This is a genomic window from Acinetobacter sp. YH01018 (genome assembly GCF_013420295.1).
In the GTDB taxonomy this organism is placed as follows: Bacteria; Pseudomonadota; Gammaproteobacteria; order Pseudomonadales; family Moraxellaceae; genus Acinetobacter.
The window spans coordinates 1-26,306 of sequence record NZ_VOYL01000042.1; the positions used below are offsets into that span (position 1 = coordinate 1).

The 26,306-nt window shown below is 42.7% G+C and carries 24 protein-coding genes, 4 pseudogenes and 1 other annotated feature; of the genes and pseudogenes, 22 read left to right on the forward strand and 6 right to left on the reverse strand.

The annotated features are described in order from the left end of the window. The 15 genes and pseudogenes from FTT83_RS12375 to FTT83_RS12445 form a co-directional block, all read left to right on the forward strand. Positions 1–98: pseudogene (locus FTT83_RS12375) on the forward strand (IS982 family transposase); the annotation flags it as partial. A gap of 607 nt (positions 99–705) precedes the next feature. Next, positions 706–1,536 carry an alpha/beta fold hydrolase gene (locus FTT83_RS12380; protein ID WP_180082101.1) on the forward strand — a complete coding sequence of 277 codons (831 nt, stop codon included), beginning with the start codon at positions 706–708 and terminating at the stop codon, positions 1,534–1,536. Between the two features lie 87 nt (positions 1,537–1,623). Continuing rightward, positions 1,624–2,976: an aromatic ring-hydroxylating dioxygenase subunit alpha gene (locus FTT83_RS12385; RefSeq protein WP_180042832.1), complete on the forward strand. Its 1,353-nt coding sequence runs from the start codon at positions 1,624–1,626 to the stop codon at positions 2,974–2,976. Positions 2,977–3,106: 130 nt separating this feature from the next. Continuing rightward, a complete protein-coding gene (locus FTT83_RS12390) occupies positions 3,107–3,670 on the forward strand; it encodes an aromatic-ring-hydroxylating dioxygenase subunit beta (RefSeq protein WP_032489607.1) in 564 nt (187 codons plus the stop codon). Positions 3,671–3,678: 8 nt separating this feature from the next. After that, positions 3,679–4,002 (forward strand): non-heme iron oxygenase ferredoxin subunit, encoded by a 324-nt coding sequence (locus FTT83_RS12395; protein WP_032489608.1) that lies wholly within the window; start codon positions 3,679–3,681, stop codon positions 4,000–4,002. Then, on the forward strand, positions 4,002–5,234 hold the full coding sequence (locus FTT83_RS12400; protein WP_180042833.1) for an NAD(P)/FAD-dependent oxidoreductase: 1,233 nt from the start codon (positions 4,002–4,004) through the stop codon (positions 5,232–5,234). The genes FTT83_RS12395 and FTT83_RS12400 overlap by 1 nt, the downstream gene beginning before the upstream one ends. Beyond that, entirely contained in the window at positions 5,231–6,058 is an 828-nt protein-coding gene (gene bphB / locus FTT83_RS12405; protein ID WP_180042834.1) for a cis-2,3-dihydrobiphenyl-2,3-diol dehydrogenase, read from the forward strand. The genes FTT83_RS12400 and bphB overlap by 4 nt, the downstream gene beginning before the upstream one ends. Before the next feature lie 15 nt (positions 6,059–6,073). After that, a complete protein-coding gene (gene bphC, locus FTT83_RS12410; protein ID WP_087013802.1) occupies positions 6,074–6,949 on the forward strand; it encodes a biphenyl-2,3-diol 1,2-dioxygenase in 876 nt (291 codons plus the stop codon). A gap of 120 nt (positions 6,950–7,069) precedes the next feature. Further along, positions 7,070–7,861: a toluene degradation hydratase TodJ gene (todJ, locus tag FTT83_RS12415; protein ID WP_087013805.1), complete on the forward strand. Its 792-nt coding sequence runs from the start codon at positions 7,070–7,072 to the stop codon at positions 7,859–7,861. Positions 7,862–7,969: 108 nt separating this feature from the next. Next, a complete protein-coding gene (locus FTT83_RS12420; protein ID WP_180042835.1) occupies positions 7,970–8,920 on the forward strand; it encodes an acetaldehyde dehydrogenase (acetylating) in 951 nt (316 codons plus the stop codon). A gap of 10 nt (positions 8,921–8,930) precedes the next feature. Further along, positions 8,931–9,953, forward strand: coding sequence for a 4-hydroxy-2-oxovalerate aldolase (gene dmpG / locus FTT83_RS12425; RefSeq protein WP_180042836.1), 1,023 nt, complete (start codon positions 8,931–8,933; stop codon positions 9,951–9,953). 249 nt (positions 9,954–10,202) lie between these two features. Further along, a complete protein-coding gene (locus FTT83_RS12430) occupies positions 10,203–13,142 on the forward strand; it encodes an ATP-binding protein (protein ID WP_180042837.1) in 2,940 nt (979 codons plus the stop codon). Beyond that, positions 13,139–13,771: a response regulator transcription factor gene (locus FTT83_RS12435; protein ID WP_180042838.1), complete on the forward strand. Its 633-nt coding sequence runs from the start codon at positions 13,139–13,141 to the stop codon at positions 13,769–13,771. Before FTT83_RS12430 ends, FTT83_RS12435 begins: the two co-directional genes overlap by 4 nt. A 340-nt stretch (positions 13,772–14,111) precedes the next feature. After that, positions 14,112–14,198, forward strand: a pseudogene (locus tag FTT83_RS12440) (IS982 family transposase); the annotation flags it as partial. A gap of 9 nt (positions 14,199–14,207) precedes the next feature. Then, a pseudogene (locus FTT83_RS12445) lies at positions 14,208–14,338 on the forward strand (IS5/IS1182 family transposase); the annotation flags it as partial. 148 nt (positions 14,339–14,486) lie between these two features. Here FTT83_RS12445 and add read toward each other — a convergent pair. The 3 genes from add to FTT83_RS12460 all read right to left on the reverse strand — a co-directional run bounded on the left by add (position 14,487) and on the right by FTT83_RS12460 (position 17,392). Beyond that, positions 14,487–15,518 (reverse strand): adenosine deaminase, encoded by a 1,032-nt coding sequence (gene add, locus FTT83_RS12450; RefSeq protein ID WP_180042839.1) that lies wholly within the window; start codon positions 15,516–15,518, stop codon positions 14,487–14,489. Positions 15,519–15,824: 306 nt separating this feature from the next. Further along, positions 15,825–16,526, reverse strand: coding sequence for a VIT family protein (locus tag FTT83_RS12455; RefSeq protein WP_180042840.1), 702 nt, complete (start codon positions 16,524–16,526; stop codon positions 15,825–15,827). A 515-nt stretch (positions 16,527–17,041) separates the two neighbouring features. Beyond that, a complete protein-coding gene (locus tag FTT83_RS12460) occupies positions 17,042–17,392 on the reverse strand; it encodes a DUF3147 family protein (protein WP_086176086.1) in 351 nt (116 codons plus the stop codon). A 224-nt stretch (positions 17,393–17,616) separates the two neighbouring features. On the opposite strand from FTT83_RS12460, the gene FTT83_RS12465 reads away from it, so the two are divergent. From FTT83_RS12465 to FTT83_RS12490, 6 genes are all read left to right on the forward strand, one after another. Beyond that, on the forward strand, positions 17,617–18,126 hold the full coding sequence (locus FTT83_RS12465) for a MerR family transcriptional regulator (RefSeq protein ID WP_180082754.1): 510 nt from the start codon (positions 17,617–17,619) through the stop codon (positions 18,124–18,126). Positions 18,127–18,298: 172 nt separating this feature from the next. Further along, complete coding sequence (locus FTT83_RS12470) at positions 18,299–19,624, forward strand: ISNCY family transposase (RefSeq protein WP_180176670.1); 1,326 nt, start codon at positions 18,299–18,301, stop codon at positions 19,622–19,624. A gap of 256 nt (positions 19,625–19,880) precedes the next feature. Continuing rightward, positions 19,881–20,168 carry a BrnT family toxin gene (locus tag FTT83_RS12475; RefSeq protein ID WP_151291914.1) on the forward strand — a complete coding sequence of 96 codons (288 nt, stop codon included), beginning with the start codon at positions 19,881–19,883 and terminating at the stop codon, positions 20,166–20,168. After that, positions 20,155–20,469 carry a BrnA antitoxin family protein gene (locus tag FTT83_RS12480; RefSeq protein ID WP_019838431.1) on the forward strand — a complete coding sequence of 105 codons (315 nt, stop codon included), beginning with the start codon at positions 20,155–20,157 and terminating at the stop codon, positions 20,467–20,469. The genes FTT83_RS12475 and FTT83_RS12480 overlap by 14 nt, the downstream gene beginning before the upstream one ends. Positions 20,470–21,133: 664 nt before the next feature. Then, positions 21,134–23,425 (forward strand): choice-of-anchor F family protein, encoded by a 2,292-nt coding sequence (locus FTT83_RS12485; protein WP_180176669.1) that lies wholly within the window; start codon positions 21,134–21,136, stop codon positions 23,423–23,425. Between the two features lie 306 nt (positions 23,426–23,731). Further along, complete coding sequence (locus tag FTT83_RS12490) at positions 23,732–24,040, forward strand: transposase (RefSeq protein WP_373423531.1); 309 nt, start codon at positions 23,732–23,734, stop codon at positions 24,038–24,040. A 77-nt stretch (positions 24,041–24,117) separates the two neighbouring features. Here FTT83_RS12490 and FTT83_RS12495 read toward each other — a convergent pair whose 3' ends face one another. From FTT83_RS12495 to FTT83_RS12505, 3 genes are all read right to left on the reverse strand, one after another. Further along, positions 24,118–24,618, reverse strand: a complete 501-nt coding sequence (locus tag FTT83_RS12495) for an acetyltransferase (RefSeq protein ID WP_180044636.1) — start codon at positions 24,616–24,618, stop codon at positions 24,118–24,120. Between the two features lie 35 nt (positions 24,619–24,653). Beyond that, positions 24,654–24,830 (reverse strand): hypothetical protein, encoded by a 177-nt coding sequence (locus FTT83_RS12500; RefSeq protein ID WP_180044637.1) that lies wholly within the window; start codon positions 24,828–24,830, stop codon positions 24,654–24,656. 227 nt (positions 24,831–25,057) lie between these two features. Next, complete coding sequence (locus tag FTT83_RS12505; RefSeq protein WP_180044638.1) at positions 25,058–25,606, reverse strand: recombinase family protein; 549 nt, start codon at positions 25,604–25,606, stop codon at positions 25,058–25,060. On the opposite strand from FTT83_RS12505, the pseudogene FTT83_RS12510 reads away from it, so the two are divergent. Further along, positions 25,592–26,199, forward strand: a pseudogene (locus tag FTT83_RS12510) (IS3 family transposase); the annotation flags it as partial. The gene FTT83_RS12505 and the pseudogene FTT83_RS12510 overlap by 15 nt on opposite strands. Beyond that, positions 25,732–25,848: a sequence feature (AL1L pseudoknot), on the forward strand. (Overlaps the previous pseudogene by 117 nt.) Positions 26,200–26,306: the final 107 nt, after the last annotated feature.

Consider the following 26,306-nt stretch of genomic DNA (forward strand, 5'->3'; position numbering starts at 1 on the left):
GTTCGGTAAATAACTTCATGGTGAATATCATGGCTGCTGTAGTGGCTTATTGTTTGAATCCCAATAAGCCAACTTTCCAAAATATGCTAAAAGGCTAAGCAGATTTCGTCGAACTCAGGTTATTTAGAACATTTAGTCAAATAAGCTTGATAACCAAAGTTATCTAGTCCTTGGTATGCACAATAATATTGCAAAACAATAATAAATTACCTGGTTTAGTCAATCCGCATTTAATTCTTAATTTTTGAAAAAAAGCTATGAAAGTGCTGGCGGAAATTTGGTGTTCCAGTGTAGATCACTTATCTGATTTGCATATTTCTCTGACACCCATTTCCGGCCAGTCTGTTCGAAAACAGCAAAGTGCTTAGGCCAAGGTGCATATTCATCAGGAGATGTATAAACCATCGTTTATAAAAGTTGCGATCGCTCTATAAACCTATAAGCCAAAAAACAATATTCCGCTAGGTCATGATTGTAATATCGTACATGCAGTTAGGTGGTGTTTGCTTACTTATTCAGTAGTGAGTATGACTTTGACAAGGATTTTAGATCAATTTAACGATTTCTTTTGATCTGAGCACACACGTGCAGATGCATCTATCTGTACTTGGCTGTAATAGAGATTTTACGGCAAAAGCATAGTCAAATAAATACTGCATTTCCCATAACAAAATTTTTAAACTCCAAGGACAAGGAGCGTAATTGATGACGAATGTAAACGAAGAGCTTGGCCGCATGGTCTTAGCTGGTGGAATTGAAACCAATCTCCATGATGTTGGTACTGGTGAGCCTGTCGTGCTTGTTCATGGTTCAGGCCCGGGTGTGACCGCTTGGGCGAACTGGAGGACGGTCATGCCTGAGTTGTCCAAGCACCGCCGCGTCATTGCACCGGACATGGTGGGTTTCGGCTTTACGCAACGACCACAAGGAATTCACTACGGAATCGAGTCTTGGGTTGCTCATTTGATTGGAATTCTTGATGCGCTGGAACTAGACCGTGTCGATCTTGTCGGAAATTCATTCGGTGGTGCCTTATCATTGGCCTTTGCTATCCGATTTCCACATCGGGTTCGTCGGTTGGTGCTGATGGGGTCCGTTGGTGTGAGATTCGAGCTTACGGATGGACTCGATGCAGTCTGGGGTTATGAGCCCTCCGTGCCAAATATGCGCAAAGTCATGGACTATTTCGCCTACGACCGAAGTCTCATTTCTGATGAGCTGGCGGAGCTACGCTACAAGGCGAGTATTAGACCCGGCTTTCAAGAGGCTTTTGCCTCCATGTTCCCTGCTCCGCGGCAGCGCTGGGTAGATGCATTAGCTAGTTCCGATCAGGACATTCAAGCTATCCAGCATGAAACACTAATCTTACACGGTCGCGACGATCGTGTGATTCCTCTTGAAACATCGTTGCGGCTGAACCAACTGATCGAAAGCTCGCAATTACACGTTTTCGGTAAATGTGGCCATTGGGTGCAGATCGAGCAAAACAAGAATTTTATCCGCTTGGTCAATGATTTTCTCACCGCTAATGATTGATTTCAAAAAAATGTGAATGATCATCCATTCTGAAAATGCATCACCTGTAATTACCCGCTATCCACTACTTTAAAAAGTGAGAAGACAATGAATCAGACAGAAACAACACCTATTAGAGTGCGCAAAAATTGGAAGACCAGTGAGATAGAAACGCTCTTTGATGAGCAAGCTGGACGTATCGATCCGCGCATTTATACCGATGAGGATCTGTACCAACTCGAACTAGAACGTGTATTTGCTCGGTCATGGCTCCTATTGGGGCATGAAACTCACATTCGTAAACCAGGTGATTATTTCACGACCTATATGGGTGAAGATCCTGTCGTGGTCGTAAGACAGAAGGATGCCAGTATCGCTGTGTTCCTGAACCAGTGCCGCCATCGTGGTATGCGTATCTGTCGTTCGGATGCTGGAAACGCGAAGGCATTTACTTGTAGTTACCATGGGTGGGCTTACGATACTGCTGGCAATCTTATCAATGTGCCTTACGAGGCCGAATCCTTCGCCTGCTTAGACAAGAAGGAATGGAGTCCACTGAAGGCTCGAGTAGAAACCTACAAAGGTCTGATTTTTGCCAACTGGGATGAAAACGCCATAGACCTTGATACATATCTCGGCGAGGCGAAGTTCTACATGGACCACATGCTCGACCGTACTGAGGCAGGCACTGAGGTGATTCCAGGTATACAGAAGTGGGTTATTCCCTGTAACTGGAAATTCGCAGCAGAGCAGTTTTGTAGTGACATGTACCATGCCGGAACTACATCACATTTATCTGGAATCATTGCTGGTCTGCCAGAAGATCTTGAGTTGGCTGATCTTGCACCGCCGAAATTTGGCAAGCAGTACCGTGCATCATGGGGTGGGCATGGCAGTGGCTTCTATATTGGCGACCCCAACCTGATGCTTGCCATCATGGGGCCGAAGGTCACCAGCTACTTGACCGAAGGCCCCGCGGCGGAAAAGGCGGCCGAGCGTCTGGGTAGTATAGAGCGCGGCACGAAAATCATGGTTGAGCACATGACTGTCTTTCCTACGTGTTCCTTCCTCCCAGGTGTCAATACGATCCGAACATGGCATCCACGCGGGCCGAACGAGGTTGAAGTGTGGGCATTTACAGTCGTCGATGCTGATGCTCCAGATGATATTAAGGAAGAGTTTCGTCGTCAGACACTACGTACCTTCTCTGCCGGTGGTGTATTCGAGCAGGATGACGGCGAGAACTGGGTTGAAATCCAGCATATTCTGCGAGGTCATAAGGCACGTAGCCGTCCATTCAATGCTGAGATGAGTATGGGGCAAACCGTTGATAACGATCCAATTTACCCTGGTCGTATATGTAACAACGTGTATAGCGAAGAAGCTGCTCGTGGACTATATGCACATTGGCTGAAAATGATGACCTCACCAGACTGGGAAGCATTAAAGGCGACGCGTTAAACCTAACGACAGCTAGCGCCACATCGTGGTGCCAGTTAGAAGCCGCATTTGATTCATAACCAAATTGGATGCGGTGGACTATCCATTTGAAATCTACAAGGAATGATTACGATTCCAAAAAGGAGTGACCATGATTGATTCAGTCAACAGAGCTGACCTCTTTCTTCGCAAACCTGCACCGGTAGCACTTGAACTGCAAAATGAAATTGAGCAGTTCTACTATTGGGAAGCTAAGCTTCTCAATGATCGCCGCTTTGATGAATGGTTCGCACTACTTGCCAAAGACATTCACTACTTCATGCCTATCCGCACCACACGAATCATGCGTGATTCACGCCTTGAATATTCGGGCTTGCGAGACTATGCGCATTTTGATGATGACGCCACAATGATGAAAGGGCGTTTGCGTAAGATTACTTCTGACGTAAGTTGGTCCGAGAATCCTGCCTCAAGAACACGACATATTGTGAGCAATGTGATGATCATTCCCACAGAAGTAGAAGGAGAATACGAAATCTCCAGTACCTTCATCGTGTACCGCAATCGCTTGGAAAGACAACTTGATATCTTTGCTGGAGAGCGTCGCGACAGATTGCGTCGTAACAAGGGTGAAGCTGGATTCGAGATAGTCAATCGGACAATCCTGATCGACCAAAGCACCATCCTAGCCAATAACCTCAGTTTCTTCTTCTAGGAGATGTCATGACTTGGACATATATACTGCGGCAAAGTGATTTGCCACCTGGTGAAATGCAACGCTATGAAGGTGGATCAGAACCAGTGATGGTCTGTAACGTCGATGGTGAGTTTTTCGCAGTTCAGGATACCTGCACGCATGGAGACTGGGCATTATCAGAGGGATACCTTGATGGTGATGTCGTCGAATGTACGTTGCATTTTGGGAAGTTCTGTGTGCGAACTGGGAAAGTGAAAGCGTTGCCTGCTTGTAAACCTATCAAAGTATACCCTATCAAGATAGAAGGTGATGAGGTACACGTTGATCTTGACAATGGGGAGCTAAAGTGATGGCTAATCATGTTGCAATCATCGGTAATGGCGTAGCTGGGTTCACCACCGCGCAAGCCCTTCGTGCCGAAGGTTATGAAGGACGAATCTCACTGATTGGGGAAGAACAGCATCTTCCCTATGACCGACCATCCTTGTCTAAGGCCGTCCTTGATGGAAGCTTTGAGCAGCCACCTAGACTGGCCGAGGCAGATTGGTACAGTGAAGCCAGCATCGAGATGCTGACTGGCTCAGAAGTTACTGACCTAGATACACAGAAAAAAATGATCAGTTTGAATGATGGCAGCACGATTTCTGCTGATGCTATCGTTATTGCAACTGGAAGTCGAGCACGGATGTTGTCTTTACCCGGCAGTCAATTGCCTGGTGTCGTGACATTACGCACTTATGGTGATGTGCAGTTATTACGTGATAGCTGGACACCTAATACTCGGTTGCTCATTGTAGGCGGTGGGTTGATTGGTTGTGAGGTAGCAACAACGGCTCGCAAGCTTGGTCTTTCTGTCACGATCCTTGAAGCTGGTGATGAACTGTTGGTTCGTGTTCTTGGACGACGTATCGGTGCTTGGCTACGTGGTTTGTTAACTGAACAGGGTGTGCAGGTAGAACTAAAAACTGGAGTTTCAGGTTTTTCAGGCGAAGGTCAGCTTGAAAAAGTGATGGTGAATGATGGGCGTAGCTTTATTGCTGATAACGCACTTATCTGCGTAGGGGCAGATCCTGCAGATCAACTCGCACGTCAAGCCGGTTTGGAATGTGATCGTGGTGTCGTTGTTGATCATAGAGGTGCGACACCTGCTAAAGGCATATTCGCGGTTGGGGATGTAGCCACTTGGCCACTTCATTCAGGCGGAAAGCGCTCGCTTGAAACCTATATGAATGCTCAGCGCCAAGCTACAGCAGTTGCTAAAGCCATTCTAGGAAAAGAAGTATCAGCACCGCAATTGCCAGTGTCATGGACGGAGATTGCGGGACATCGAATGCAAATGGCTGGTGATATCGAAGGACCGGGTGAATATGTTTTGCGCGGAACCTTGGGCAGTGGCTCTGCTTTATTGTTCCGTCTGCTAGATGGACGGATTCAAGCGGTTGTAGCCGTTGATGCACCTCGTGATTTCGCACTCGCAAATCGATTAGTGGAAGCTCAAGTCATAATTGAGCCAGAAAAGCTGGCAGATGTGTCAAATAATATGCGCGATATTGTTCGTGCGAATGAAGGGAATCAAAAATGAAACTTAAAGATGAAGTAATTTTGGTGACAGGTGGTGGCGCAGGCTTGGGAAGAGCCATCGTTGATCGTTATGTTGCAGAAGGTGCACGTGTTGCAGTACTAGATAAATCTCCGGCAGGTCTGGAAGCGTTAAAGGAGCGCCATGGAGATTCAATCGTAGGGATTGAAGGAGATGTACGTTTACTCGACAGCCATCGTGAGGCTGTGGCTCGTTGCGTTGAAAAATTTGGCAAGCTCGACTGTTTAGTCGGTAATGCTGGTGTTTGGGATTACCTGACCCAACTGGTGGATATTCCTGACGACATCATATCTGAGGCATTCGAGGAAATGTTCGATGTGAATGTCAAGGGCTACATCTTAGCTGCAAAAGCGGCGCTACCTGCCCTTTATCAAAGCAAAGGTAGCGCGATTTTCACGGTATCAAATGCCGGTTTTTATCCGGGCGGAGGTGGTGTTTTGTATACGGCTGGCAAGCATGCCGTGATTGGTTTGATCAAGCAGCTTGCACACGAATGGGGACCTCGTATCCGGGTCAACGGTATAGCTCCAGGTGGCATTTTGGGGAGTGATCTACGAGGGTTGAAGAGTCTTGATTTACAAGATAAGAGCATTTCGAGCTTTCCATTGGACGACATGCTGAAATCAGTTCTTCCGACCGGGCGGGCTGCTACTGCCGAGGAATACGCCGGTGCCTATGTCTTCTTCGCGACTCGTGGTGACACTGTTCCGCTCACTGGTAGCGTATTGAATTGCGATGGTGGCATGGGTGTGCGTGGTTTGTTCGAATCTAGTCTTGGTACACAGCTTGACAAGCACTTCGGTTGATAAAGGAGAATTATCATGAGTATTAAAAGATTGGGTTACTTGGGCTTTGAAGTCGTAGATGTACCTAAATGGAGTACCTTCGCCACGACCAAGTTAGGGATGATGGAAGCTTCAGCCAGCGAAATGGAGGCGACGTTTCGAATCGACTCGCGTGCCTGGCGACTGTCGGTCAGCAAAGGATCTGCTGATGACTATCTTTTTGCTGGCTACGAGGTGGATAGTGAACAGGGATTGCAGGAGGTCAAGCAAAGACTGGAGGCCTTCGGCGTTACAGTCAAGGTCGAGGGACAGGAATTAATCGCCAAGCGCGGTGTGCTCGGATTGATTTCGTGTAACGATCCGTTCGGTAATCGTGTCGAGGTATATTATGGCGGCACAGAGTTGTTCGAACAGCCATTCACCTCACCTACCGGTGTTTCCGGATTTCAAACTGGAAACCAGGGTTTCGGTCACTATGTGTTGAACGTTTCGGATGTGGATGAAGCACTCGCTTTTTATACCAAAGCATTGGGCCTTCAGCTTGCCGATGTCATTGACTGGACTATTTGCGACGGGTTGTCCACTACTCTCTATTTCTTTTATTGCAATGGTCGTCACCACTCATTTGCGTTTGCTAAGCTGCCAGGATCAAAACGGCTTCATCACTTTATGCTGCAACTTAACGGTATGGATGACGTGGGTTTGGCATATGACAAATTTTATGAGGACCGTGAGGTGGTCATGACGCTTGGCCGACATACTAACGATCACATGATTTCGTTCTATGGTGCGACACCTTCGGGCTTCGCAGTCGAGTACGGCTGGGGTGCACGTGAGGTAAACCGAGACTGGTCAGTGGTGCGCTATGATCGCATCAGCATATGGGGACACAAGTTTCAGGCGCCCGCATGATCGGTCAGTCTAGCAGCTCTAGTCCTACTTTTATTTGCATGCTCATAAGACGAACGTTTTGGACAGCAGGGTAGCATAAATAAGGATTATAGACGGTGTTAATCAAGGAGAGATATAAGCATGAATGAACCAGATAACGTACACAAAGTCGCTGATTTTCTGCATGAGGCCGCACTGTCGGGCACAGCTATTGCGCCAGTGCGCAATCTAATAGGTGAGATGGATTTAGAAGCGGCTTATGTTGTGCAAGAGGTCAATACACAACGAGCATTGAATGCGGGGCGAAGACTGGTTGGACGAAAGATTGGACTGACTTCAGTCGCAGTGCAAAAACAACTCGGAGTGGAACAGCCTGATTATGGGATGTTGTTCGCTGACATGGCACGTACAGAGGGTGAGGAAATCTCTCTCAATGATGTGCTTCAACCTAAAGTCGAAGCCGAAATAGCCTTTGTCTTGGGACGTGATCTTGACGATGACTATTTGACGGTGGCTGACCTTTTTCGCGCCATTGAATTCGCAGTTCCAGCGATCGAGATCGTGGGTTCACGTATAGCGAATTGGGATATTCGTATCACGGATACTATAGCTGACAATGCTTCATCGGGTCTGTACGTATTGGGTTCCATGCCAAAGCGGCTGTGCGATTTTGATTCACGCCATGCAGGGATGGTGATGGAGCGACAAGGATTATTGGTATCCTCTGGAGTTGGAGCTGCTTGCCTAGGATCACCGCTCAATGCAGTTCTTTGGTTGGCTAAAGTCATGGCTAAGCTGGGTCGTCCATTGCGTGCTGGTGACACAGTTCTTTCAGGTGCGCTCGGTCCGATGGTGCCCGTCGCAGCAGGCGATATATTTAATGTACGGATAGAAGGGCTTGGGTCGGTGACCGCTAATTTTGCAAAGGGATAGAAGCATGCAAGTGAGCCCATCTTCAATCATAAAATTTCCGGAATTTGCGTAAATAATTATACGTTATGCGACCGGACGCGATGGCTTAATGATTAAAGGAGTTTCATTATGACCCGTAAAGTCAAGGCCGCTATTATTGGTAGTGGCAATATCGGCACTGATCTGATGATCAAGATACTTAGGCAGGGGAAAAACATTGAAATGGGAGCGATGGTTGGCATCGATCCTGCATCGGACGGGCTCGCACGCGCCCAGCGCATGGGGGTAACAATCACTCACGAAGGTGTAGAAGGGTTGACGCGTTTGCCGATATTCAATGAAATCGATATTGTATTCGATGCTACAAGTGCCAACGCACATGTGAAAAATGAGGCTTTGTTACGTGAGCGTAAACCTCAATTACGCATGATCGATCTGACACCTGCCGCCATTGGACCCTACTGTATACCAGTGGTCAATGGTGATGATCACTTAGATGCAACCAACGTTAATATGGTCACGTGTGGAGGGCAGGCTACTATTCCCATGGTTGCCGCGGTATCACGTGTGGCTAAGGTACATTACGCAGAGATTATCGCTAGTATCTCAAGTAAAAGTGCTGGACCTGGTACTCGTGCCAATATTGACGAGTTTACAGAAACTACCTCACAGGCGATTGAGGCGGTAGGTGGAGCTGCTAAAGGCAAGGCAATCATCATTCTAAATCCAGCTGAACCGCCACTGATGATGCGAGACACTATCTATACACTTAGTGATTTCGCTGACATCGAGCAAATTAAAGAGTCAGTGCAATCAATGGTGGATGCAGTACAGGCATATGTCCCAGGTTATCGATTAAAGCAATACGTACAGTTCGACCGCATTGAGGCCGATCGCCCGTTTAATATTCCTGGTGTTGGAGAACGTATGAGTGGGCTCAAGACTTCAATTTTCTTAGAAGTAGAGGGTGCCGCAAACTATCTGCCAGCTTATGCAGGTAACTTGGACATCATGACCAGCGCTGCATTACGTACCGCAGAGAAAATGGCTGTGCGTATGCTCGATTCTCAGGTTGAATAAGGATATCACCATGACTCAACAGAAAATTTACATCTCTGATGTGACACTGCGTGATGGTAGTCACGCGATCCGCCACCAGTATACAGTGGATCAAGTTAAGCAGATTGCACAAGCTCTGGATGATGCCAAGGTCGATTCTATCGAAATTGCCCATGGTGATGGTTTACAGGGAAGTAGTTTCAATTACGGCTTTGGTGCTCATACGGATTTAGAATGGATTGAAGCCGTGGCTAGTGTGGTCAAGCATGCCAAGATTACAACATTACTCTTGCCAGGCATTGCTACTGTACATGATCTTAAGGCTGCCTATGAAGCGGGTGTGCGTGTGGTGCGCGTTGCTACGCACTGCACGGAGGCTGACATTTCCAGACAGCACATCGAGTATGCGCGTCACTTAGGTATGGAGGCTGTTGGCTTCTTGATGATGAGTCACATGACTACACCGCAAAACTTGGCGCAGCAAGCCAAGTTAATGGAAAGTTATGGTGCGACAGTATGTTATGTAGTTGATTCTGGTGGTGCACTGAGCATGAATGGTGTACGGGATCGCTTCCGTGCCTTCAAGGACACACTAAAACCCGAGACACAGACCGGAATACATGCACATCATAATTTGAGTCTAGGGGTAGCCAATAGCATTATTGCTGTAGAAAATGGTTGCGACCGTGTAGATGCAAGCTTAGCTGGCATGGGTGCTGGTGCTGGAAATGCGCCACTAGAAGTGTTTATTGCTGCTGCGGAACGGATGGGTTGGAATCACGGTACTGATCTTTATAAGTTGATGGATGCAGCCGATGACTTGGTTCGCCCATTACAAGATCGTCCTGTACGTGTTGATCGCGAGACTTTAGCTCTAGGGTATGCTGGTGTTTATAGTAGTTTCCTGCGTCATAGCGAGTTGGCTGCTCATAAATACGGGCTTAAAACTGTAGATATTTTAGTCGAACTTGGGCGCCGTCGGATGGTTGGTGGTCAAGAAGACATGATCGTTGATGTAGCGCTTGATTTGCTCAAGCAGCAGGAACAAGCATGAATTCATTCTGACTAATAAGTATTCAGCAAATACTTACGGAATGGGGTATTACTTCGTCATTGTTTAGATGAACTTGAAACCAATGTAATGAAGTTACGTTGGTTTCTCTATTTCCCCTTTACTGTTCTGAGGAATGAGTTGAATATTCTTGAGATGATTATTGTTTAAACGCTAAAAAAGTATTCTCAGGATGAGAGATGGGGGGTATGATCTAGACTGAAACAGTCGGAATTATGTGAATTATCAAGGATGAGCTTTTGGGACAGAAGAAAGCATCAAAATAGATTAAAAAATAATCATTATAATATCAGCCTCAAGGAAAAAGGATCTGCTGAGTTGATGCAAGAACAACATACACGCATTATATTTGATGGGCTCTACGAATTCGTTGGCCTTCTTGATGCCAAGGGAAATGTGCTAGAAGTCAACCAAGTCGCATTGGAAGGAGCAGGTATTACTCTAGAAGATATTCAAGGTAAACCGTTCTGGAAGACACCTTGGTGGCAACTTTCAAAAAAAACAATGGCCACCCAAAAGAGACTTATTGAAACTGCATCATCCGGTGAATTTGTTCGATGTGATGTTGAGATTCTTGGCAAGGCAGATGGTAAAGAAATAATAGCGGTCGATTTTTCATTGTTGCCAATTCGAAATGAAGAAGGTGAAATTATTTACCTTCTTGCTGAAGGGCGTAATATTACCGATAAAAAGAAAGCCGAAGCTATGCTGGCGTTAAAGAATCAGGAGCTAGAGCAATCAGTTGAATATATTCGAAAGCTAGATAAGCAGAAGAGTGATTTTTTTGCCAAGGTAAGCCATGAGTTGCGTACGCCACTGTCTTTAATTCTAGGACCACTGGAAGCTGTTATGGCAGCAGAGCCTCGAGGAGAATCACCTTATTGGAAACAGTTTGAGGTCATTCAACGTAACGCAAGAACCCTGTTGAAACAGGTTAATACATTGCTTGACTTGGCGAAAATAGATGCCCAGCAGATGGGGCTTTCCTATCGGAGAGTTGATCTCAGTCAGCTGACCCGTACTATCGGCTCGAATTTTGAAGGAATAGCCCAGCAAAAATCAATAACGTTTGATATTAAACTGCCCGCGCAGATGATGATTGCTGAAGTGGATGGTGAGAAATACGAACGTATTATCCTTAACTTACTTTCTAATGCTTTTAAATTTACTCCTGATGGGGGGCTTATCCGCTGCTGTCTTAGTTTTAATCTACCCAATTATGCTTTGATTACTGTGTCTGATAGTGGACCTGGTATTCCTCCTAAACTGCGTAAAGAGATATTTGAACGTTTCCACCAGTTAAATCAGGAAGGTCAACAAGCTACGCAGGGTACAGGCTTAGGTCTTTCTATTGTGAAAGAGTTCGTTGAGTTACACCGAGGAACAATTTCTGTAAGTGATGCCCCGGGCGGAGGAGCACTTTTTCAGGTAAAGCTACCACTGAATGCACCTGAAGATGCTTATGTTGCGAATAACACCTTACAGCGAAAAGATAATCCACAGGTCGTGGATTTTGATGAGTACCTTTTGCTGATGTCAAATGCGGTAGATGAGGCTGAGGTGCTTCCGTTTCAATCCGACCAGCCTCGGGTGCTAATCGTTGATGATAATCCAGATATGCGTGGTTTTATAAAGGACTGCCTAAGCAGCGACTATCAAGTGTATGTTGCAGCTGATGGAGCAAAGGCGCTGGAGTTGATGTCCAGCATGCCGCCAGACCTGTTGATTACAGACTTGATGATGCCTGTTATGAGTGGCGATATGATGATTAATCAAGTACGTAAAAAAGATGAACTTTCACATATTCCGATCATGGTGTTGTCGGCCAAGTCAGATGAAGAATTGCGTGTGAAATTGCTTTCTGAGTCTGTACAGGACTTTCTTCTTAAGCCATTCTCCGCTCACGAGCTACGAGCACGTGTAAGCAACCTGGTATCTATGAAGGTGGCAGGCGATGCACTGCGTGGGGAGCTATCCGATCAGGGAGATGATATCGCGGTACTTACTCACCGCCTGATTAGAAGTCGCCACCGCCTTCAGCAGAGTAATATTGCATTATCTGCCTCGGAAGCACGTTGGAAAGCAGTTTATGAAAACTCTGCAGCTGGTATTGTACTGACCGATCCGGAAAACCGAATACTCAATGCCAATCCTGCATTCCAACGCATGACAGGATATGAGGAAAAAGATTTGGCGAAACTTTCTATGGAGCAATTGACGCCACCTGGGGAAAGTGCACAGATGAAACAGCGTATTGCTAATTTGCTTCAGGGGGGAGGAGAGGAATACAATGTGGAACGCTCTTATCTATGCAAAAATGGTTCTATGATATGGGTTAATTCCCGTGTTTCGCTGATGCCTCCACGTTCCGGTGAGCCTCAAGTTATTCTGCAGATCATCGATGATATTACTGAAAGGAAGCAAGCACAGGAAGCTCTCAATCAATTGCAGCAACAATTTGTCCACGTTTCCCGATCGGCTACGATGGGGGAGTTTTCAGCCTATATTGCACACGAGATAAACCAACCACTCTCGGCGATCATGACTAATGCTAATGCTGGTACACGCTGGTTAGGTAAAGAGTCATATAACATCTCAGAGGCTAAAGAGGCATTCGCTCGTATTACCAGAGATTCCGACCGTGCAGCGGAAATTATCCGTATGATACGATCCTTTCTAAAGCGACAAGAGGCAGCGATCAAACGGATTGATCTAAAAGCAATGGTAGCAGATACAAATCTGATACTTAAGGCGCCTAGTCAGAGTAATAGTGTAAATTTAAATGTATTGGCCGATGAAGTACTTCCTGAAATATGGGGAGATGCTGTACAGATTCAACAGTTAGTATTAAATCTGGCTATGAACGCTATAGAAGCGATCAACCAAGGAGACTGTGAAATTAGGCAGCTAACGCTATCATTCTCTGGTAACGATACAGGTGATGCACTTATTATCTCTGTGAAGGACTCAGGTCCAGGTATTTCAGCTGGTAAGGTGTCGCAGTTATTTGATGCATTTTACACAACCAAAACAGAAGGATTTGGAATGGGGTTAGCAATTTGTCTTACAATCACTGAAGTACATAATGGAAAAATATGGGTGGAGTGCCCATCTGAGGGAGGTGCTTGTTTTATGGTAAGCATCCCTGCTAGAAAGGAATCAGATACATGAATAATCACGGATTTTTAATTTATATTCTCGATGATGATAATGCAGTACTGGAAGCCCTCAGCAGCTTGGTACGCTCGGTTGGCATGAGTGTTGAGTGTTTTTCATCTGCTAGCGCATTTTTTAGCGATGTCAATTGGTCTACCTGTGGCTGTTTGATTCTGGATGTTCGTATGCCCGAGATGAGCGGCTTAGATGTGCAACGAAAATTAGCAGAGCTTGGTGAGCAGATCCCTATTATTTTCATTAGCGGCCATGGTGATATTCCAATGGCAGTTAAAGCGATCAAAGCGGGTGCGGTAGACTTCTTCACTAAACCATTTCGAGAAGAGGAACTGCTTGGTGCTATTCGTACTGCCCTCAAGTTAGCGCTTCAGCAGAGATCAAATGCTCCCCAAATTAGCGAGCTTAAAGAAAATTATGAAAGTCTCAGCAAACGCGAGCAACAGGTACTTAAGTTTGTCTTACAAGGATACCTAAATAAACAGACAGCATTAGAACTTGGTATATCGGAAGCTACTGTAAAAGTACACCGTTATAATATAATGAGGAAAATGAAAGTCTCCTCAGTCCAAGATCTAGTTCGAGTAACCGAGCGGCTTAAGAATAGCCTAAGTAGTAATTCTTCATAGTGGGTTCTACGCTGGAACCTCAGATTTTTCCATTACCTCACAGTTTCAGTTTGGCAACCAGTGCCATTTCAGGTCAATAATTTTATTGCTGCTCGGGGAGGTTTAATACCTATTCAGCAAAATTTACAGCTAGACTGCCATCGATATTTTAGTCAGAACCACAACATATTTAGTATGAACTTCCGCTTCCAGTAATTCCTGCAATTAAATATCTTGGCAATGTTCACCAACATAAATTACATTAAATATAACCCGAATCGCGGATAAGAAAATGACTTGAAAAATAAGAGGACTAGAGCCATCAGTTGAGTTACCACACAAAACCTAAAGCCCTAGTCTGATGTTCAATAGTACCGAATTATTCTGCGTAATTGATGATTTCTTTCTGAAATTTGAAGCAACTTATTGGAAATTTCTCAAACAAAGCCATCATTGACATTTAGTTGAAAATGCTTTTGCGAGATTAAAACATTTCCGTGCTATTGCACTCGATTTGATAAACTAGCACGCAATTATAAATCTATGATCCATATAGCCTGCATATTTATTTGGTGCAAAGCCAAATGAGGACACACCCTAGTTAGTGCTGTTTTTTATCTAATTTAATAACTTCTAAGTCTTTGCTAATTAATAAATTTTATAAAAATCAATATATTGTGCATGAAAACGAGGGGTATTCTGATGACAATAAGAAACAGATGATGACTGATTTGCATCAATCCCTGTAATTGATTCCTGAAAAGGCGTTACGCTGCGATACTTTCTCTTGAAGTTGCTGTTTTTCCTGAGCGGATAAAAAGGCGATGCTCAAACCGTTTTGCTGCGCTTGTCGGATTTGTGCTTCGGACAAGCCTGCCTGTGGTGCTGCGTGTAAATATTCATGTTGAATATCAATGCCTTCAACCGCAGGATCGTCACTATTAATCGTGGCTAAAATGCCATGTTCAAGAAAGGTTTTAAGCGGATGTTGAGCAATATTGGCAACGGTACTGGTTTGCAGATTTGAGGTAATGCAGGACTCAATCCCGATCTGATATTTAACTAAATAATCTAGTAATTTTGCATCTTCCACAGCTTTCACCCCATGCCCGATACGGGTTGCACCGAGGGTTTGAATCGCTTGCCAAATACTGCTTGCACCAGCGGCTTCACCTGCATGGACGCTGATGTGCCAGCCTGCATCACGAGCTCGCTTGAAATGATCAATAAACAGTTCCCCTGGAAAGCCCAGTTCATCACCTGCCAAATCTAGTGCGGTAATCTGGTCACGATGAGTCAGTAAGGCATCCAGTTCTTGCTGACAGCGAGCCTGCCCAAAGGTACGACTCATAATACCGATGAGCTTAGCAGGAAGATCCAAGTAACGGCTGCCTTGCTGAACGCCATCAATCACGGCTTCGACTACCCCAGCCAGTGGAAGTTGATGGCTCATCGCCATATAAAAGGGAGAAAAGCGCATTTCGACATAGTCCAAACCTTGTTGTGCTGCATCTTGCATATTTTCCCATGCGACACGACGGCAGGCTTCCAAATCACCCAAGACTTTCACGCCCCAGTCCAGTTTGTTTAGGAAGCTCAGCAGGTCTGGCTGATTATCCATGACTTGAACATGCGGTAGTAGTTCCGGCAGGGTGTTGGCAGGCAGTTGAATCTGGAATTGCTGCCCCAGTTCTAAAATGGTTTGCGGACGGATATTGCCATCGAGATGGCGGTGTAAATCGGTGAGCGGGATATTTTTATCAATCATTATTATTCACCTAAGGGTTTATCTAGTCAGAAAAGCGTGATGTCCTCGCAGCATAATCGCAAGTGGATTCATTCGGCTACTGCATAATCATATATGCCGTAGTGAAGGCGATATTTTAAAAGACATAAGCCTTTATTGAATGGGTTATGGAGTATTGTTCTATCCCCGCTGATGGACCTGAACAGTGCTAAGAACATACTTGTGCTTGGGCATGATCTAGCAGTAGGAATCACCGTCCTTAAAGGGCGGTGAGGATGTCAAACCCATCATGGGTAGAGCGAGTGGGGGAACATATAAAAAGCGATCTTATGCCACGCTCACATTAAATAATGATCCGATCCAGGAGCTGAATAGCATCGCGATAATGCCCCAAAGCATTACCCGGATTGAACCTCTCCAGATGCTGACTCCGCCTACATAACTGGCCAGTGCACCCATAATGCCAAGACTTAATACCCCAATCAGCATCACGCCTTTCTCTAAATATTGCTCAGGCATCAACATGATTGAAATTAAAGGAAAGAGTGAACCGACTGTAAATGCAGTGGCTGAAGAAAACGCAGCGCGAAAGGGCTGTGCAGAGGTATGATCTAAAATACCAATTTCATCACGAGCATGGGCATCTAAAGCATTATGTGCGGTCAGCTGGCGGGCGACTTCTTCAGCTAAAGTGGGTTGTAATCCGCGTTGTATATAAATATTTTTTAACTCATTCAATTCATGTTCGGGATGGCGTTGCAGTTCACGTTGTTCCATCTCCAGATCATTCTGTTCAATGTCCTGCTGGGATTTAACCGAAATATATTCACCTGCAGCCATTGATGCAGCCCCAGAGATCAATCCGGCGATACAGGTCACCAGTAGGGTATGGGTAGATGCGCCACTGGCTGCAATTCCCACCACCAGACTGGTGACTGAAATAATCCCGTCATTTGCCCCCAGCACCGCTGCACGTAACCATCCAGCACGTTCAATATAATGTTTTTCGATATGATAAGAATGGCGCACAATAAACTCTCTTGCTGTTATCCAAATGATTATAGTCAATATAGGATGACTAAACCTTAATTGAGCGAGACAATAGCGAATATAAATCCATATCCATACCTATCCCTGCCATTTTGAATAAATTGCTTTAAATAGCCATCAATCCAGGACTGCATCCATATTCAGGCTTGATATCATGGGTATTTCGTTCACTGGTAGTCAAATTAAGATTCAGATAATCTTCAGATCTTAAAGTTAAGCTCTAATCAATGCTATTTTTTGAATGCTTTTCCTACTTGATGGGGTTAATCATAGAAGGGGAATATAAACGCCAGAGTTTGGTATACACAGTTTCCCAATGATGCTTATTCATATCATGTCGTTCCACTTTCAATTATCTAAAGAGTGGGCATCTTGAAAAATCTACTGATCTCTACAAGGCTTTTGATAATCTCTAAGATTGTGGGTTTTAGCGAAATGAACATTTCCGTAAAAAAAGATTTATTCTGATTCAATGTGAGTAATCGTTTCATCCTTTACATTAAATCAATACCGAAATGGTGCAAGATAGCGGCCCATGCCAGGAAAATAACAAGGGTCATTACACAACAAAGGGCTAGAGCTGGCCAAAATCCATAACGCTGATACAGGAGGGGAAATGCTAAAAACATCGGTAAGGTCGGCACCACATACCAAAAAGTGTACCAAGCATGATTTGAAATTTTCTGTGGATCTTGATGCTCAAGTTTCATCCATATCAGCACCAGTACCGTTACAATCGGTAAGGCTGCGATCAACCCGCCTAAACGGTCACTACGTTTGGCCACTTCTGAAATAAGTATTACCATCCCAGCTGTGAGCGCATACTTAGCAATAAGCCAGACCATGTGCATTCCCTGTAATTCATCAAAATTTTATTTTATATCGGGTTGAAATCAGTTACATATTTTATTTCATCGATAGCTGAGGAGCGATGATGAGCTGTCAGCCTAAAATAAAAATGACTGTGTTTTGGGTATCCTTAATTTGTGAAATAAATAATTTTTCAAGATTGACCTGTCTATAAGTAAAGGGTTTACCTTAATTGAACAATGAACGAATGACAAAAAATATGCTTACTGTAACCCGCTTAGCTAAAAGTCTCAATTTATCGAGAACCACCGTTCTTTATTATGAGAAACAGGATTTATTAAAACCTAGATTTATAGCTGAAAATGGTTACAGATGGTACGGTGAAAGTGAGATCGAGCGACTGAAAAGTATAGTCTCTTATCGCGCTTACGGACTATCAATTTCAGATATCCGCTTGCTTTTAGAACCGTGTAGCATATCCCAAGGTCAAATCTTGGAAAATCATTTTAGGGCATTGGAGAAAGAGATTAATAACTTAAGGGGTCAGCAAAAAGCTATCATTGAGTTATTAAAAAAATCAATTTTATTAAAGGAAAAGTTCATGAATAAAGCGAAATGGGTAGAAATTATGACTGCTGCGGGTTTATCAAAAGAAGATATGATGAAGTGGCATCAAAAATTTGAAGAAATGGAGCCTGAAGAGCATCAGAAATTTTTAGAGTCACTAGGAATTTCACCAGAGGAAATTTCACAGATTCGCAACCTCTAGCATTTCCTCTCTTTGAGCCTAATCTCATAATATTTAACATAATGTACGTTATACGAAATAACAATTGTAAGCCCAAAATAGAAATGTCCGGTTTCTCCAAAGTAAAAATGTCCGCTTTTAGAATATGCATTTTTGCAATTTCCTTAGCGGACGGTTTGATATGTTGGTGTCTATGTCGGATAAAGAACTTAAACGATTGTCGGTCTTGCAGGAAATCTGTGATCAACGCATAACTCAATCCCAGGCTGCTCAGCTACTTCATATCTCAGAACGTCAGATCAGACGCTTACTGCAGAAATACAAAGCTCAAGGTCCCGCTGCATTAGCCCATGCCGGTCGTGGCCAAATCAGCAATTCCAAACTTCCTGAAGAACTCAGACTTAAGTGCCTCAATATTGTTTCAGATCAACTTTATGGTTTCGGACCCACTTTAGCGCATGAAAAGCTCACCACCGTGCATGGATTCGATCTTTCAGTAGAAACCCTGCGTTCCTGGATGATTGCAGCCGATTTATGGATTCCTCGCTGCAAGCGCCTGAAACGCCCATATCAGCCTCGTTATAACCGAGATTGTTATGGTGAATTGATCCAAATTGATGGCTCACACCATGATTGGTTTGAAGGTCGAGCACCTAAATGCTGTCTGCTAGTATTCATCGATGATGCCACAGGAAAATTGCAGCATTTACGCTTCTGTGCGTCAGAGTCAGCCTTTGACTATATGATTTCGACACGTTTATATATCGAACAGCATGGTAAGCCCTTAGCGTTCTACAGCGATAAACATTCAGTCTTCAGGGTCAATCAAAGCAGCAAGAAAGACACCAAGATTACCCAATTTGGGCGCGTACTCAGTACCCTCAATATCGATATCATCTTCGCCAATTCACCACAGGCCAAAGGCCGTGTAGAACGAGCCAACAGAACCTTGCAGGATCGTTTAATCAAAGAGATGCGTCTGGAAGGCATTTGTTCGATTGAGCAAGCCAATGCATGGCTGCCCTGCTTTATTGAACAATTTAATCGTAAATTTGCCAAGATGGCCTTTAATCCCAAGGATCTACACCGGACTGTCACTGAAACTGCTGAGGAGTTAGATGATATTTTTACCTGGCGTGAACCACGCAGAGTCACGAGTAGTCTGACGATTACTTATGATAAATGCGTATATCTCCTGGAAAATACAGAAGAAAATCAAAGATTTATCGGCAAATATCTTGAGTTTCTAGAATACCCGGATGGTACGGTAGCGATTGAATATCAGGGTAGAAAAATCAATTACAGCATCTTCGACAAATTAAGCCAGCTGAACCAGCGAGAGATTGTTGAGAATAAACGTTTGGGTTCTGTATTGGCCCATATTCAACAACAGCATGAAGAATTAGAACAGCAAAACAAACGGAATCGTTCTCAAAAGATGCCAAGCAGACGTGCACAGAAAACAGCAATTCAACAACGAAATCTGAATCCTGTGCTTGACTTGGAAATGTCGGTATAGGACATTTCTATTTGGTTTTAAGGTAGGACATTTCTACTTGGGAATAACAACACTTGTATATTAATATAAATATCAGATACTTAATAAAACCATAAAAATGCAAAAATGCCCAAAAAGCCGATTTTGAAACAAGTCGGCTTTTTTATGAGCGGTTTTGATAGTTCTTGCCAATAAATTTGACTAAAAATTACGCTTCTCAACTTGAGTGATACAATTTTATGATACATTATTGTATATACAAATTTGAATGTTTTTTATGGAACAGTATTTTGAATGGGATGAGGCTAAGAATCGAAAGAATCAGAAAAAGCATGATATCTCTTTCGAAACTGCAAGCCTTGTTTTTGAAGATCCACTGAGGATCTCAATTCAGGACAGACATACCGATGGTGAAGAACGTTGGCAGACCATTGGAAAAGTGAAAGGCGTACTAATGCTCTTAGTAGCTCATACCATCTTTGATGAAGATGACTGTGAAATCATACGAATCATTAGTGCAAGACAAGTCACCAAGGCGGAGCGAGATAGATATGAGCATGGTTAAATACTCACGCAAAGAACTGAATGAAAAATTCAGCGACAAGCAAGATGCTGAAATTCAACGCTTGCTTGCTAAGGGAACGATTCCTGACGATCAGCTAGATCTCTCAGATATGCCTGAAATTACCGACTGGAGTAATGCTGTACGCCACAATCAATTCTATCGTCCAGTAAAGCAACAAACTTCAATTCGGTTAGATGCTGATGTGCTTGCTTGGTTCAAAGCACAGGGAAAAGGTTATCAAACACGTATGAATGAAATCTTACGGGATGCCATGCTAAAAGAATTAAAAAATCATCAATAAAAATGGGAGCTTAGGCTCCCATTTTTGATTTCGTATAAGGTGTATTATGTTAATTTTAGAAAAATTTAATTATTAATAGTGACTATGAAAAGGATTGAATTATTTAAAGTTGCCTTAGAGCATTGTGAAAACCTATCTCAAAAATTTCCAGATTTAGAAATTACATCATCGATTAGGAAGCAACTTAAATATCTTATCTCTTATGAAAATACGGATGACATAGATAAATCAAAATGGCTTTGTTGCATAAATACCTAAGACTATGATTTTGTTTAATTTATTTCTGGATTAAAATTCAAATAAATCCCTAAAAATCAGTATCTTGAAGAATGTTTATGCAACAAAGTCCCTCGACATCGTAAATTATGAAATTGCGAGAGAACATATATGCGGTTATATCTTCCTATTATCCCGAATATCCAAAGATGCCGAACCCACCGAAAAATGCAGATGGAAAGCAAAATACAGAAATTAATTTACTATATAATATGATAAGCTAAAGTGTAGCTATGAGGGGCAGTTGCATTAGCTTGTATAATTTATTTAGCTACCTTTGTCGAGTAAATTACATACTTGAAACGTCAACTTTTTAGACTATTAAACATGTGCTGTTTTGAATTAGGGAGATGCCCTAGTGAAATAATATAGGGTTAGGGAGTAAAAAATGAAGATTAAAAAATGTTTGTTAGTATCAGTCGCACCGGTGGCGTTGGCATTTCCATTGACTGTTCATGCAGATACATTGGATAGTAATCCTTTCATTGAAACGTCAGGTGGTGGTTTTATCTATGTAGATACTACGGAAGGTGTTGAGCCTCCAGGAATTAAGGCTGTTACCTTTACAAGTACAAGAAATCCAGAAGGTGAAGAACCTGCGTTTGTCGAACCATATGACAACTTTGTTACTGACTTTTCGGCCCTCAAGTCACGCGGTGAAGTCACCAACTGTTTGATGGCCAATAATACTACTTTTTGCGACTCTGCACCTGGATCTGGCAAACGTATTAAAAATCGTTTAACTGGTATGGATCCATTTGATACGCGTTTCCGTACTTCAACAAAAGAATATAGAAATACAGATACAAATGAAGTTATAGATACTTCATTAGTGGACTATTTCACGTTTGGAAAGATATCCAATTTTACAGGTGCGCGTATCACTGGTTTAAATATTGAGGTACTGGATAAAGATGGCAAATTGATGGATCCAACTGATCCTGCCAATGCGGTGTTGTTCAATACTGCTGCAACAAAGATTGGTCTTGGCGCTAGTCTAACTGATGGTTTATTCGGTGATGGTGGACAAGAAGGTGAGGACGAAGCCAGTACAGGTTTTTTCGTCTCTGGTACGAAAGCAGTATTTACACAAGACGCTGTAGCACTTAATAAGTTAGAGTTTGGTGCTTTAACTCTTGATGGCTATACTAAGCACTTCGGAGAGGGTTACCTAGATAACTCTATGGTACCGGATGGTATGTTCTGGGACTATAGTAACGGTGTTGAAGAAGCTGCTCTTGTTGCGTGGAATAACTTAGCAGGTGGTGGCTGGACCTATGGCAATCTAACTGATATTCGTCTTCAAGCTTTAGCTGCTTCATTAGGTGTTGACGTATCAGCATTAGCTTATGCGCCTGGAGAATTAGTACCAGCTGAAATCCTTGCGGCAGCTAAAGAACAAGGCTTCGAAGTTTTACCTATTGAAGATCTACGTAATGCCAACTTAAACTACACCATGAGCATTGGCAAGATTGATGGTAATGAGTTTGTTGTTCGTATCTCTAAAGAGTTTGCGCCCATCGTCGCGAATGCAACAACTGAAATGCAATTAAAAAATGCGATTTATTTAGATACGTTAGCTAACGTACCATATCTAAATACTGTTGAAGGTAGTGCTGAAAAATATCAAGCAGCAATCGAAAGTCTTATTGCTGAAGGAAACGCAAACGACGTTGCAAGAGCTTTGGAAAGTGTTGGGTTTGGCCATGCGCCAGCATTTACTAGTATTGGCTTTGAGACCGCACGTGACCAAGTTGCTGCGATCACAAGATATGTTCCTTGGAGTAGCAACAACGGCAACCAAAAAGCTGCGTCAAATGACACGGGTAGCTGGTCGTCGATGGATAGCGATCTATATGGCTTCGTCTCACCGAGCCTTTCACGTTCAGAGTATGATCCATTATCTAACGCTTTAGGCTATGATGTTGATGTGTATTCGCTAACGGCAGGTATAGAGAAGCGTCTAACAAATACTAACTCATCAGTTGGTCTAGCAGTAGGTTATACCGATGCAACGGCAAAGACCCATCAAGATTTTGGCGAAATAGAAGCTGATGGTTACTCTGTAGCAGCATTCACGCGCACTCGTTTCGGTGAGGGTGGATTGGTGCAAGCGTTGGTCGGTTATCAAGATTTATCTTATGAATCAAAACGAGATACATTTGAGGGTGATACCGCCACTGGTAAGACTGACGGCACGCAGGTGTTTGCGGCGTTAAGTGTCGATTACTTAAAAAATATAGGTGCGTTCAAAATCGGTCCAACTGCTTCAATTGAATACTATGATGTCTCAGTTGATGGCTTTACTGAAAATGGCACAGATATTTGGAATTTAGCAGTTGGAGATCAAGATTCTAATATCCTTCGAACTTCTATCGGTGTACTTGGTGAATATCAATTCCCTACTAGTAATACTCGTCTACTAGGTAGTGTTAAATACACGAATGTCTCTGGAGACGATCTTAATATCCAAACTGGCATTGTAGGTCAAGCAAGATCTCTCGCTCCTTACACAGTGCAAGGTATGGATAAAGATTTGGTAAACTTTAGTATCGGATTAGACCATGTTATTAAATCTAATGACTCTAGCCAAGTTGCTTTATACGGTGGTTATAATGGAAAATTTGGTAGTGACTATGATAATCAAGGCATCCAAATAGGCATTAATTCTACTTTTTAAAGAGATAGAAAACTCTTTTCTTTCTCTTAGAGTTTGAGATTTTACGAGAAGTCAGATACTAAGTTATCTGACTTTTTTTATGAGTGTATTTTGCCTAAAAAAGGGCTTTGTTGCATAAATACCTAAGACTATGATTTTGTTTAATTTATTTCTGGATTAAAATTCAAACAAATCCCTAAAAATCAGTATCTTGAAGAATGTTTATGCAACAAAGTCTTTTTTAAGTATCTACTTAACATAAAATCTCTTATGCGAAATAAAAAATGTAAGCCCAAAATAGAAATGTCCGGTTTCTCCAAAGTAAAAATGTCCGCTTTTAGAATATGCACTTTCGGTGAAATCGTTCGTTCTGCTTTAGACCAAGGTATTGATTTGATTACGTATCATCGAAAGAACATGAAATCTGTACAACTTTGTGCATCAGATGAATATCACTTAAGACAGCGCAATAAAATAGAAACGTTATTCAGTTTATTGAAAGGACAATATAATTTAGTGACGAGTAAAGCTCGTAGTATTCATGGATTTCTAAGTGGGATTTATGCTTCTTTATGTGCATACCAATTAACCCATCGAAATAAGCCAACAATTCAAATTATGAAATCATTGGCTTAAGCAGGATTCGGGTTAATATATACTTTTCTAAAAATTTGACTTTTTTATAGTTAAAATAATTTTTTACCAAAAATTTATTAAGATTGAATAATGGATGTATACATTGTACGAAGTTCATCATTACCACTACTAGTTTCAATCAATTTAAATCCATGTTTTTCATATAAAGCTATAAGCTTAGGTTGATTTTCACACTCAAGAATAATTACACGTCCTCCGATCAAGGCTTGAGCTTGGGCAATAACATTGTAAATTTCACTTAGAATGTTATCCAACTTAATTGGATTAGGTTTAATCATGCTATTTTTACCGATCTGACCAATCAAATAGACTTTTAACGTATCAGCAGTCTTACTCATGCCATTCAGTTTTTTGATGGCTGTTCCTGAAAGACTTTCTGTATTAATTATAATTTCTTTGAATGAAATTGAAAAATAAGCAAGTAAATCACCATTTCTCTCATCTAAAATTAGATAAGTACGAGAAATAGAAGATTTTTCAAATCTAATCCCTTTACCTTTATTTAGTAAAAAGCTTTCAACATCAGGATTTTGAGGGCAGGCAAAGTTATCATTCAAGAACTGGCAAACGCTATCTTCACCATGTTCTTGAATTAACGCTTCGAGTTGGACAATCGTTGTTTTAATAGCTTAATACCCTTTGCATTTTCTGCATTATAATCACGAGCAGAAACCTCAATTTTACGAGGATTTTCCAAGTCTTGAATTATAGCATGAATTGCTTTAGGGCTTTCAATTGTAAAGCTTTTATTGAACGAGACAGTAGCCATTACAAGGTACTCCTCTAGTTTTGGCACTTAATGAATATTCATTAAAGTTCACTAAACTTCACGAATATTCACTTACGTGCTCAATAGTAGATTCTTTCACCCCAAATGTAAACTTTTCTTTAATTTTATTAAATTAAAACAATGAAAAATAATAATTTAAATAATTTTAATCGTAGAGTGGATAGCTACCTATTTTGTAGACACCTTTCAGTTCATCTAGAGAATCATTAATTACTTCGTTTTAAATATCGATAAACAGCCTGTCGGCTAATACCAAATGCTTTTGCCAAATCAACTTTGGATGAATATCTTCCTTCATCCCAGGCTTGTCGCAGGGCTTGAGCCTGATCAGGATTCAATTTATGGACACGACCTTTATATTTGCCATGGGCTGCTGCAATTTTAATTCCTTCTTTTTGGCGTTCCAGAATAATTTCCCGCTCGAATTGAGCAAAAGCGCCCATGAGCTGCAACATCAAGTTATCCATTGGCGTAGCCTGAGCTGTGAAGGTAATGTTCTCTTTGACAAACTGGATGGCAACTCCTCTTTTGACAAGTTGATCTACTTCAGTGACTAAATCTTTTAGACTCCGGGCAAAACGATCCATGGAGTGAACAACAATCATGTCCCCTTCACGCACATAGCTCAACATTTCCTGAAATTTTGGGCGGGCAGTATTTTTTCCAGAAGCCTTATCGATAAAAACCCGGTCAACCTCAATTCCCTCAAGTTGACGTCCAATATTTTGGTCAACAGAGCATTGCGTGTTTGGCATCAAAAATATTTAGATAAACAAAATCCAGTTAAAGTACAGCAGCTTTCAGATCAAGAACGTATTAAACAACTCGAACGTGAAAATAAAGAACTGCAACGTGCTAACGAAATTCTACGTAAAGCAGCCGCTTTTTTCGCCCACGCGGAGCTCGACCGCCCACACAAATAATGGTGGATTTTATCCATAATAATAAAGACCTATATGGTGTTGAAGCGATTTGTAGGATTTTACCGATCGTAGCTTCGACCTATTATCGAAGTTTAGATCTCGCGGACAATCCAGAACATCGAGCGAAACGAGATCTACATGACTTGCATCATGCTAAACAAATTAAACGAATTTGGAAGGAAAGTTCAGGTCGGTACGGTGTTCGTAAAGTTTGGCAAAAGTTGAAACGTGAAGGCTATGTTGTTGCGCGCTGTACAGTTGCTCGATTGATGCAAAAGCTAGGTATACAAGGTGTTTGGCGTGGTAAGAATAAACAAACCACCCGTAGCCGAGATGATCAAAAACGAGCAGCCGACTTAGTGAAACGGGATTTTAGTGCAGATCAGCCTGACCAGCTATGGGTCGGTGACTTTAGTGTGCCGCAGCAAGCGGCGTAAGAGATGAGGGTATGGCCCCTCGCTATCGGCTTGCAGGAGCAGGTAGCAAACCACCATAAGCGGCTTGGATCAAAAGTCCCGGTCGTGAGCGTTAT

Excerpts from the sequence above, each read along its gene's own strand:
- FTT83_RS12390 (WP_032489607.1), top strand. The coding sequence starts at position 3,107 with ATGATTGATTCAGTCAACAGAGCTGACCTCTTTCTTCGCAAACCTGCA.
- FTT83_RS12465 (WP_180082754.1), top strand. The coding sequence starts at position 17,617 with ATGCTTACTGTAACCCGCTTAGCTAAAAGTCTCAATTTATCGAGAACC.
- FTT83_RS12500 (WP_180044637.1), bottom strand. The coding sequence starts at position 24,830 with ATGGCTACTGTCTCGTTCAATAAAAGCTTTACAATTGAAAGCCCTAAA.
- FTT83_RS12480 (WP_019838431.1), top strand. The coding sequence starts at position 20,155 with ATGAGCATGGTTAAATACTCACGCAAAGAACTGAATGAAAAATTCAGC.
- FTT83_RS12460 (WP_086176086.1), bottom strand. The coding sequence starts at position 17,392 with ATGGTCTGGCTTATTGCTAAGTATGCGCTCACAGCTGGGATGGTAATA.
- FTT83_RS12420 (WP_180042835.1), top strand. The coding sequence starts at position 7,970 with ATGACCCGTAAAGTCAAGGCCGCTATTATTGGTAGTGGCAATATCGGC.
- bphC (WP_087013802.1), top strand. The coding sequence starts at position 6,074 with ATGAGTATTAAAAGATTGGGTTACTTGGGCTTTGAAGTCGTAGATGTA.
- FTT83_RS12485 (WP_180176669.1), top strand. The coding sequence starts at position 21,134 with ATGAAGATTAAAAAATGTTTGTTAGTATCAGTCGCACCGGTGGCGTTG.
- FTT83_RS12385 (WP_180042832.1), top strand. The coding sequence starts at position 1,624 with ATGAATCAGACAGAAACAACACCTATTAGAGTGCGCAAAAATTGGAAG.
- FTT83_RS12435 (WP_180042838.1), top strand. The coding sequence starts at position 13,139 with ATGAATAATCACGGATTTTTAATTTATATTCTCGATGATGATAATGCA.
- bphB (WP_180042834.1), top strand. The coding sequence starts at position 5,231 with ATGAAACTTAAAGATGAAGTAATTTTGGTGACAGGTGGTGGCGCAGGC.
- FTT83_RS12395 (WP_032489608.1), top strand. The coding sequence starts at position 3,679 with ATGACTTGGACATATATACTGCGGCAAAGTGATTTGCCACCTGGTGAA.
- add (WP_180042839.1), bottom strand. The coding sequence starts at position 15,518 with ATGATTGATAAAAATATCCCGCTCACCGATTTACACCGCCATCTCGAT.
- FTT83_RS12475 (WP_151291914.1), top strand. The coding sequence starts at position 19,881 with ATGGAACAGTATTTTGAATGGGATGAGGCTAAGAATCGAAAGAATCAG.
- FTT83_RS12490 (WP_373423531.1), top strand. The coding sequence starts at position 23,732 with ATGTCCGCTTTTAGAATATGCACTTTCGGTGAAATCGTTCGTTCTGCT.
- FTT83_RS12430 (WP_180042837.1), top strand. The coding sequence starts at position 10,203 with ATGAGCTTTTGGGACAGAAGAAAGCATCAAAATAGATTAAAAAATAAT.
- dmpG (WP_180042836.1), top strand. The coding sequence starts at position 8,931 with ATGACTCAACAGAAAATTTACATCTCTGATGTGACACTGCGTGATGGT.
- FTT83_RS12380 (WP_180082101.1), top strand. The coding sequence starts at position 706 with ATGACGAATGTAAACGAAGAGCTTGGCCGCATGGTCTTAGCTGGTGGA.
- todJ (WP_087013805.1), top strand. The coding sequence starts at position 7,070 with ATGAATGAACCAGATAACGTACACAAAGTCGCTGATTTTCTGCATGAG.
- FTT83_RS12505 (WP_180044638.1), bottom strand. The coding sequence starts at position 25,606 with ATGCCAAACACGCAATGCTCTGTTGACCAAAATATTGGACGTCAACTT.
- FTT83_RS12470 (WP_180176670.1), top strand. The coding sequence starts at position 18,299 with ATGTCGGATAAAGAACTTAAACGATTGTCGGTCTTGCAGGAAATCTGT.
- FTT83_RS12400 (WP_180042833.1), top strand. The coding sequence starts at position 4,002 with ATGGCTAATCATGTTGCAATCATCGGTAATGGCGTAGCTGGGTTCACC.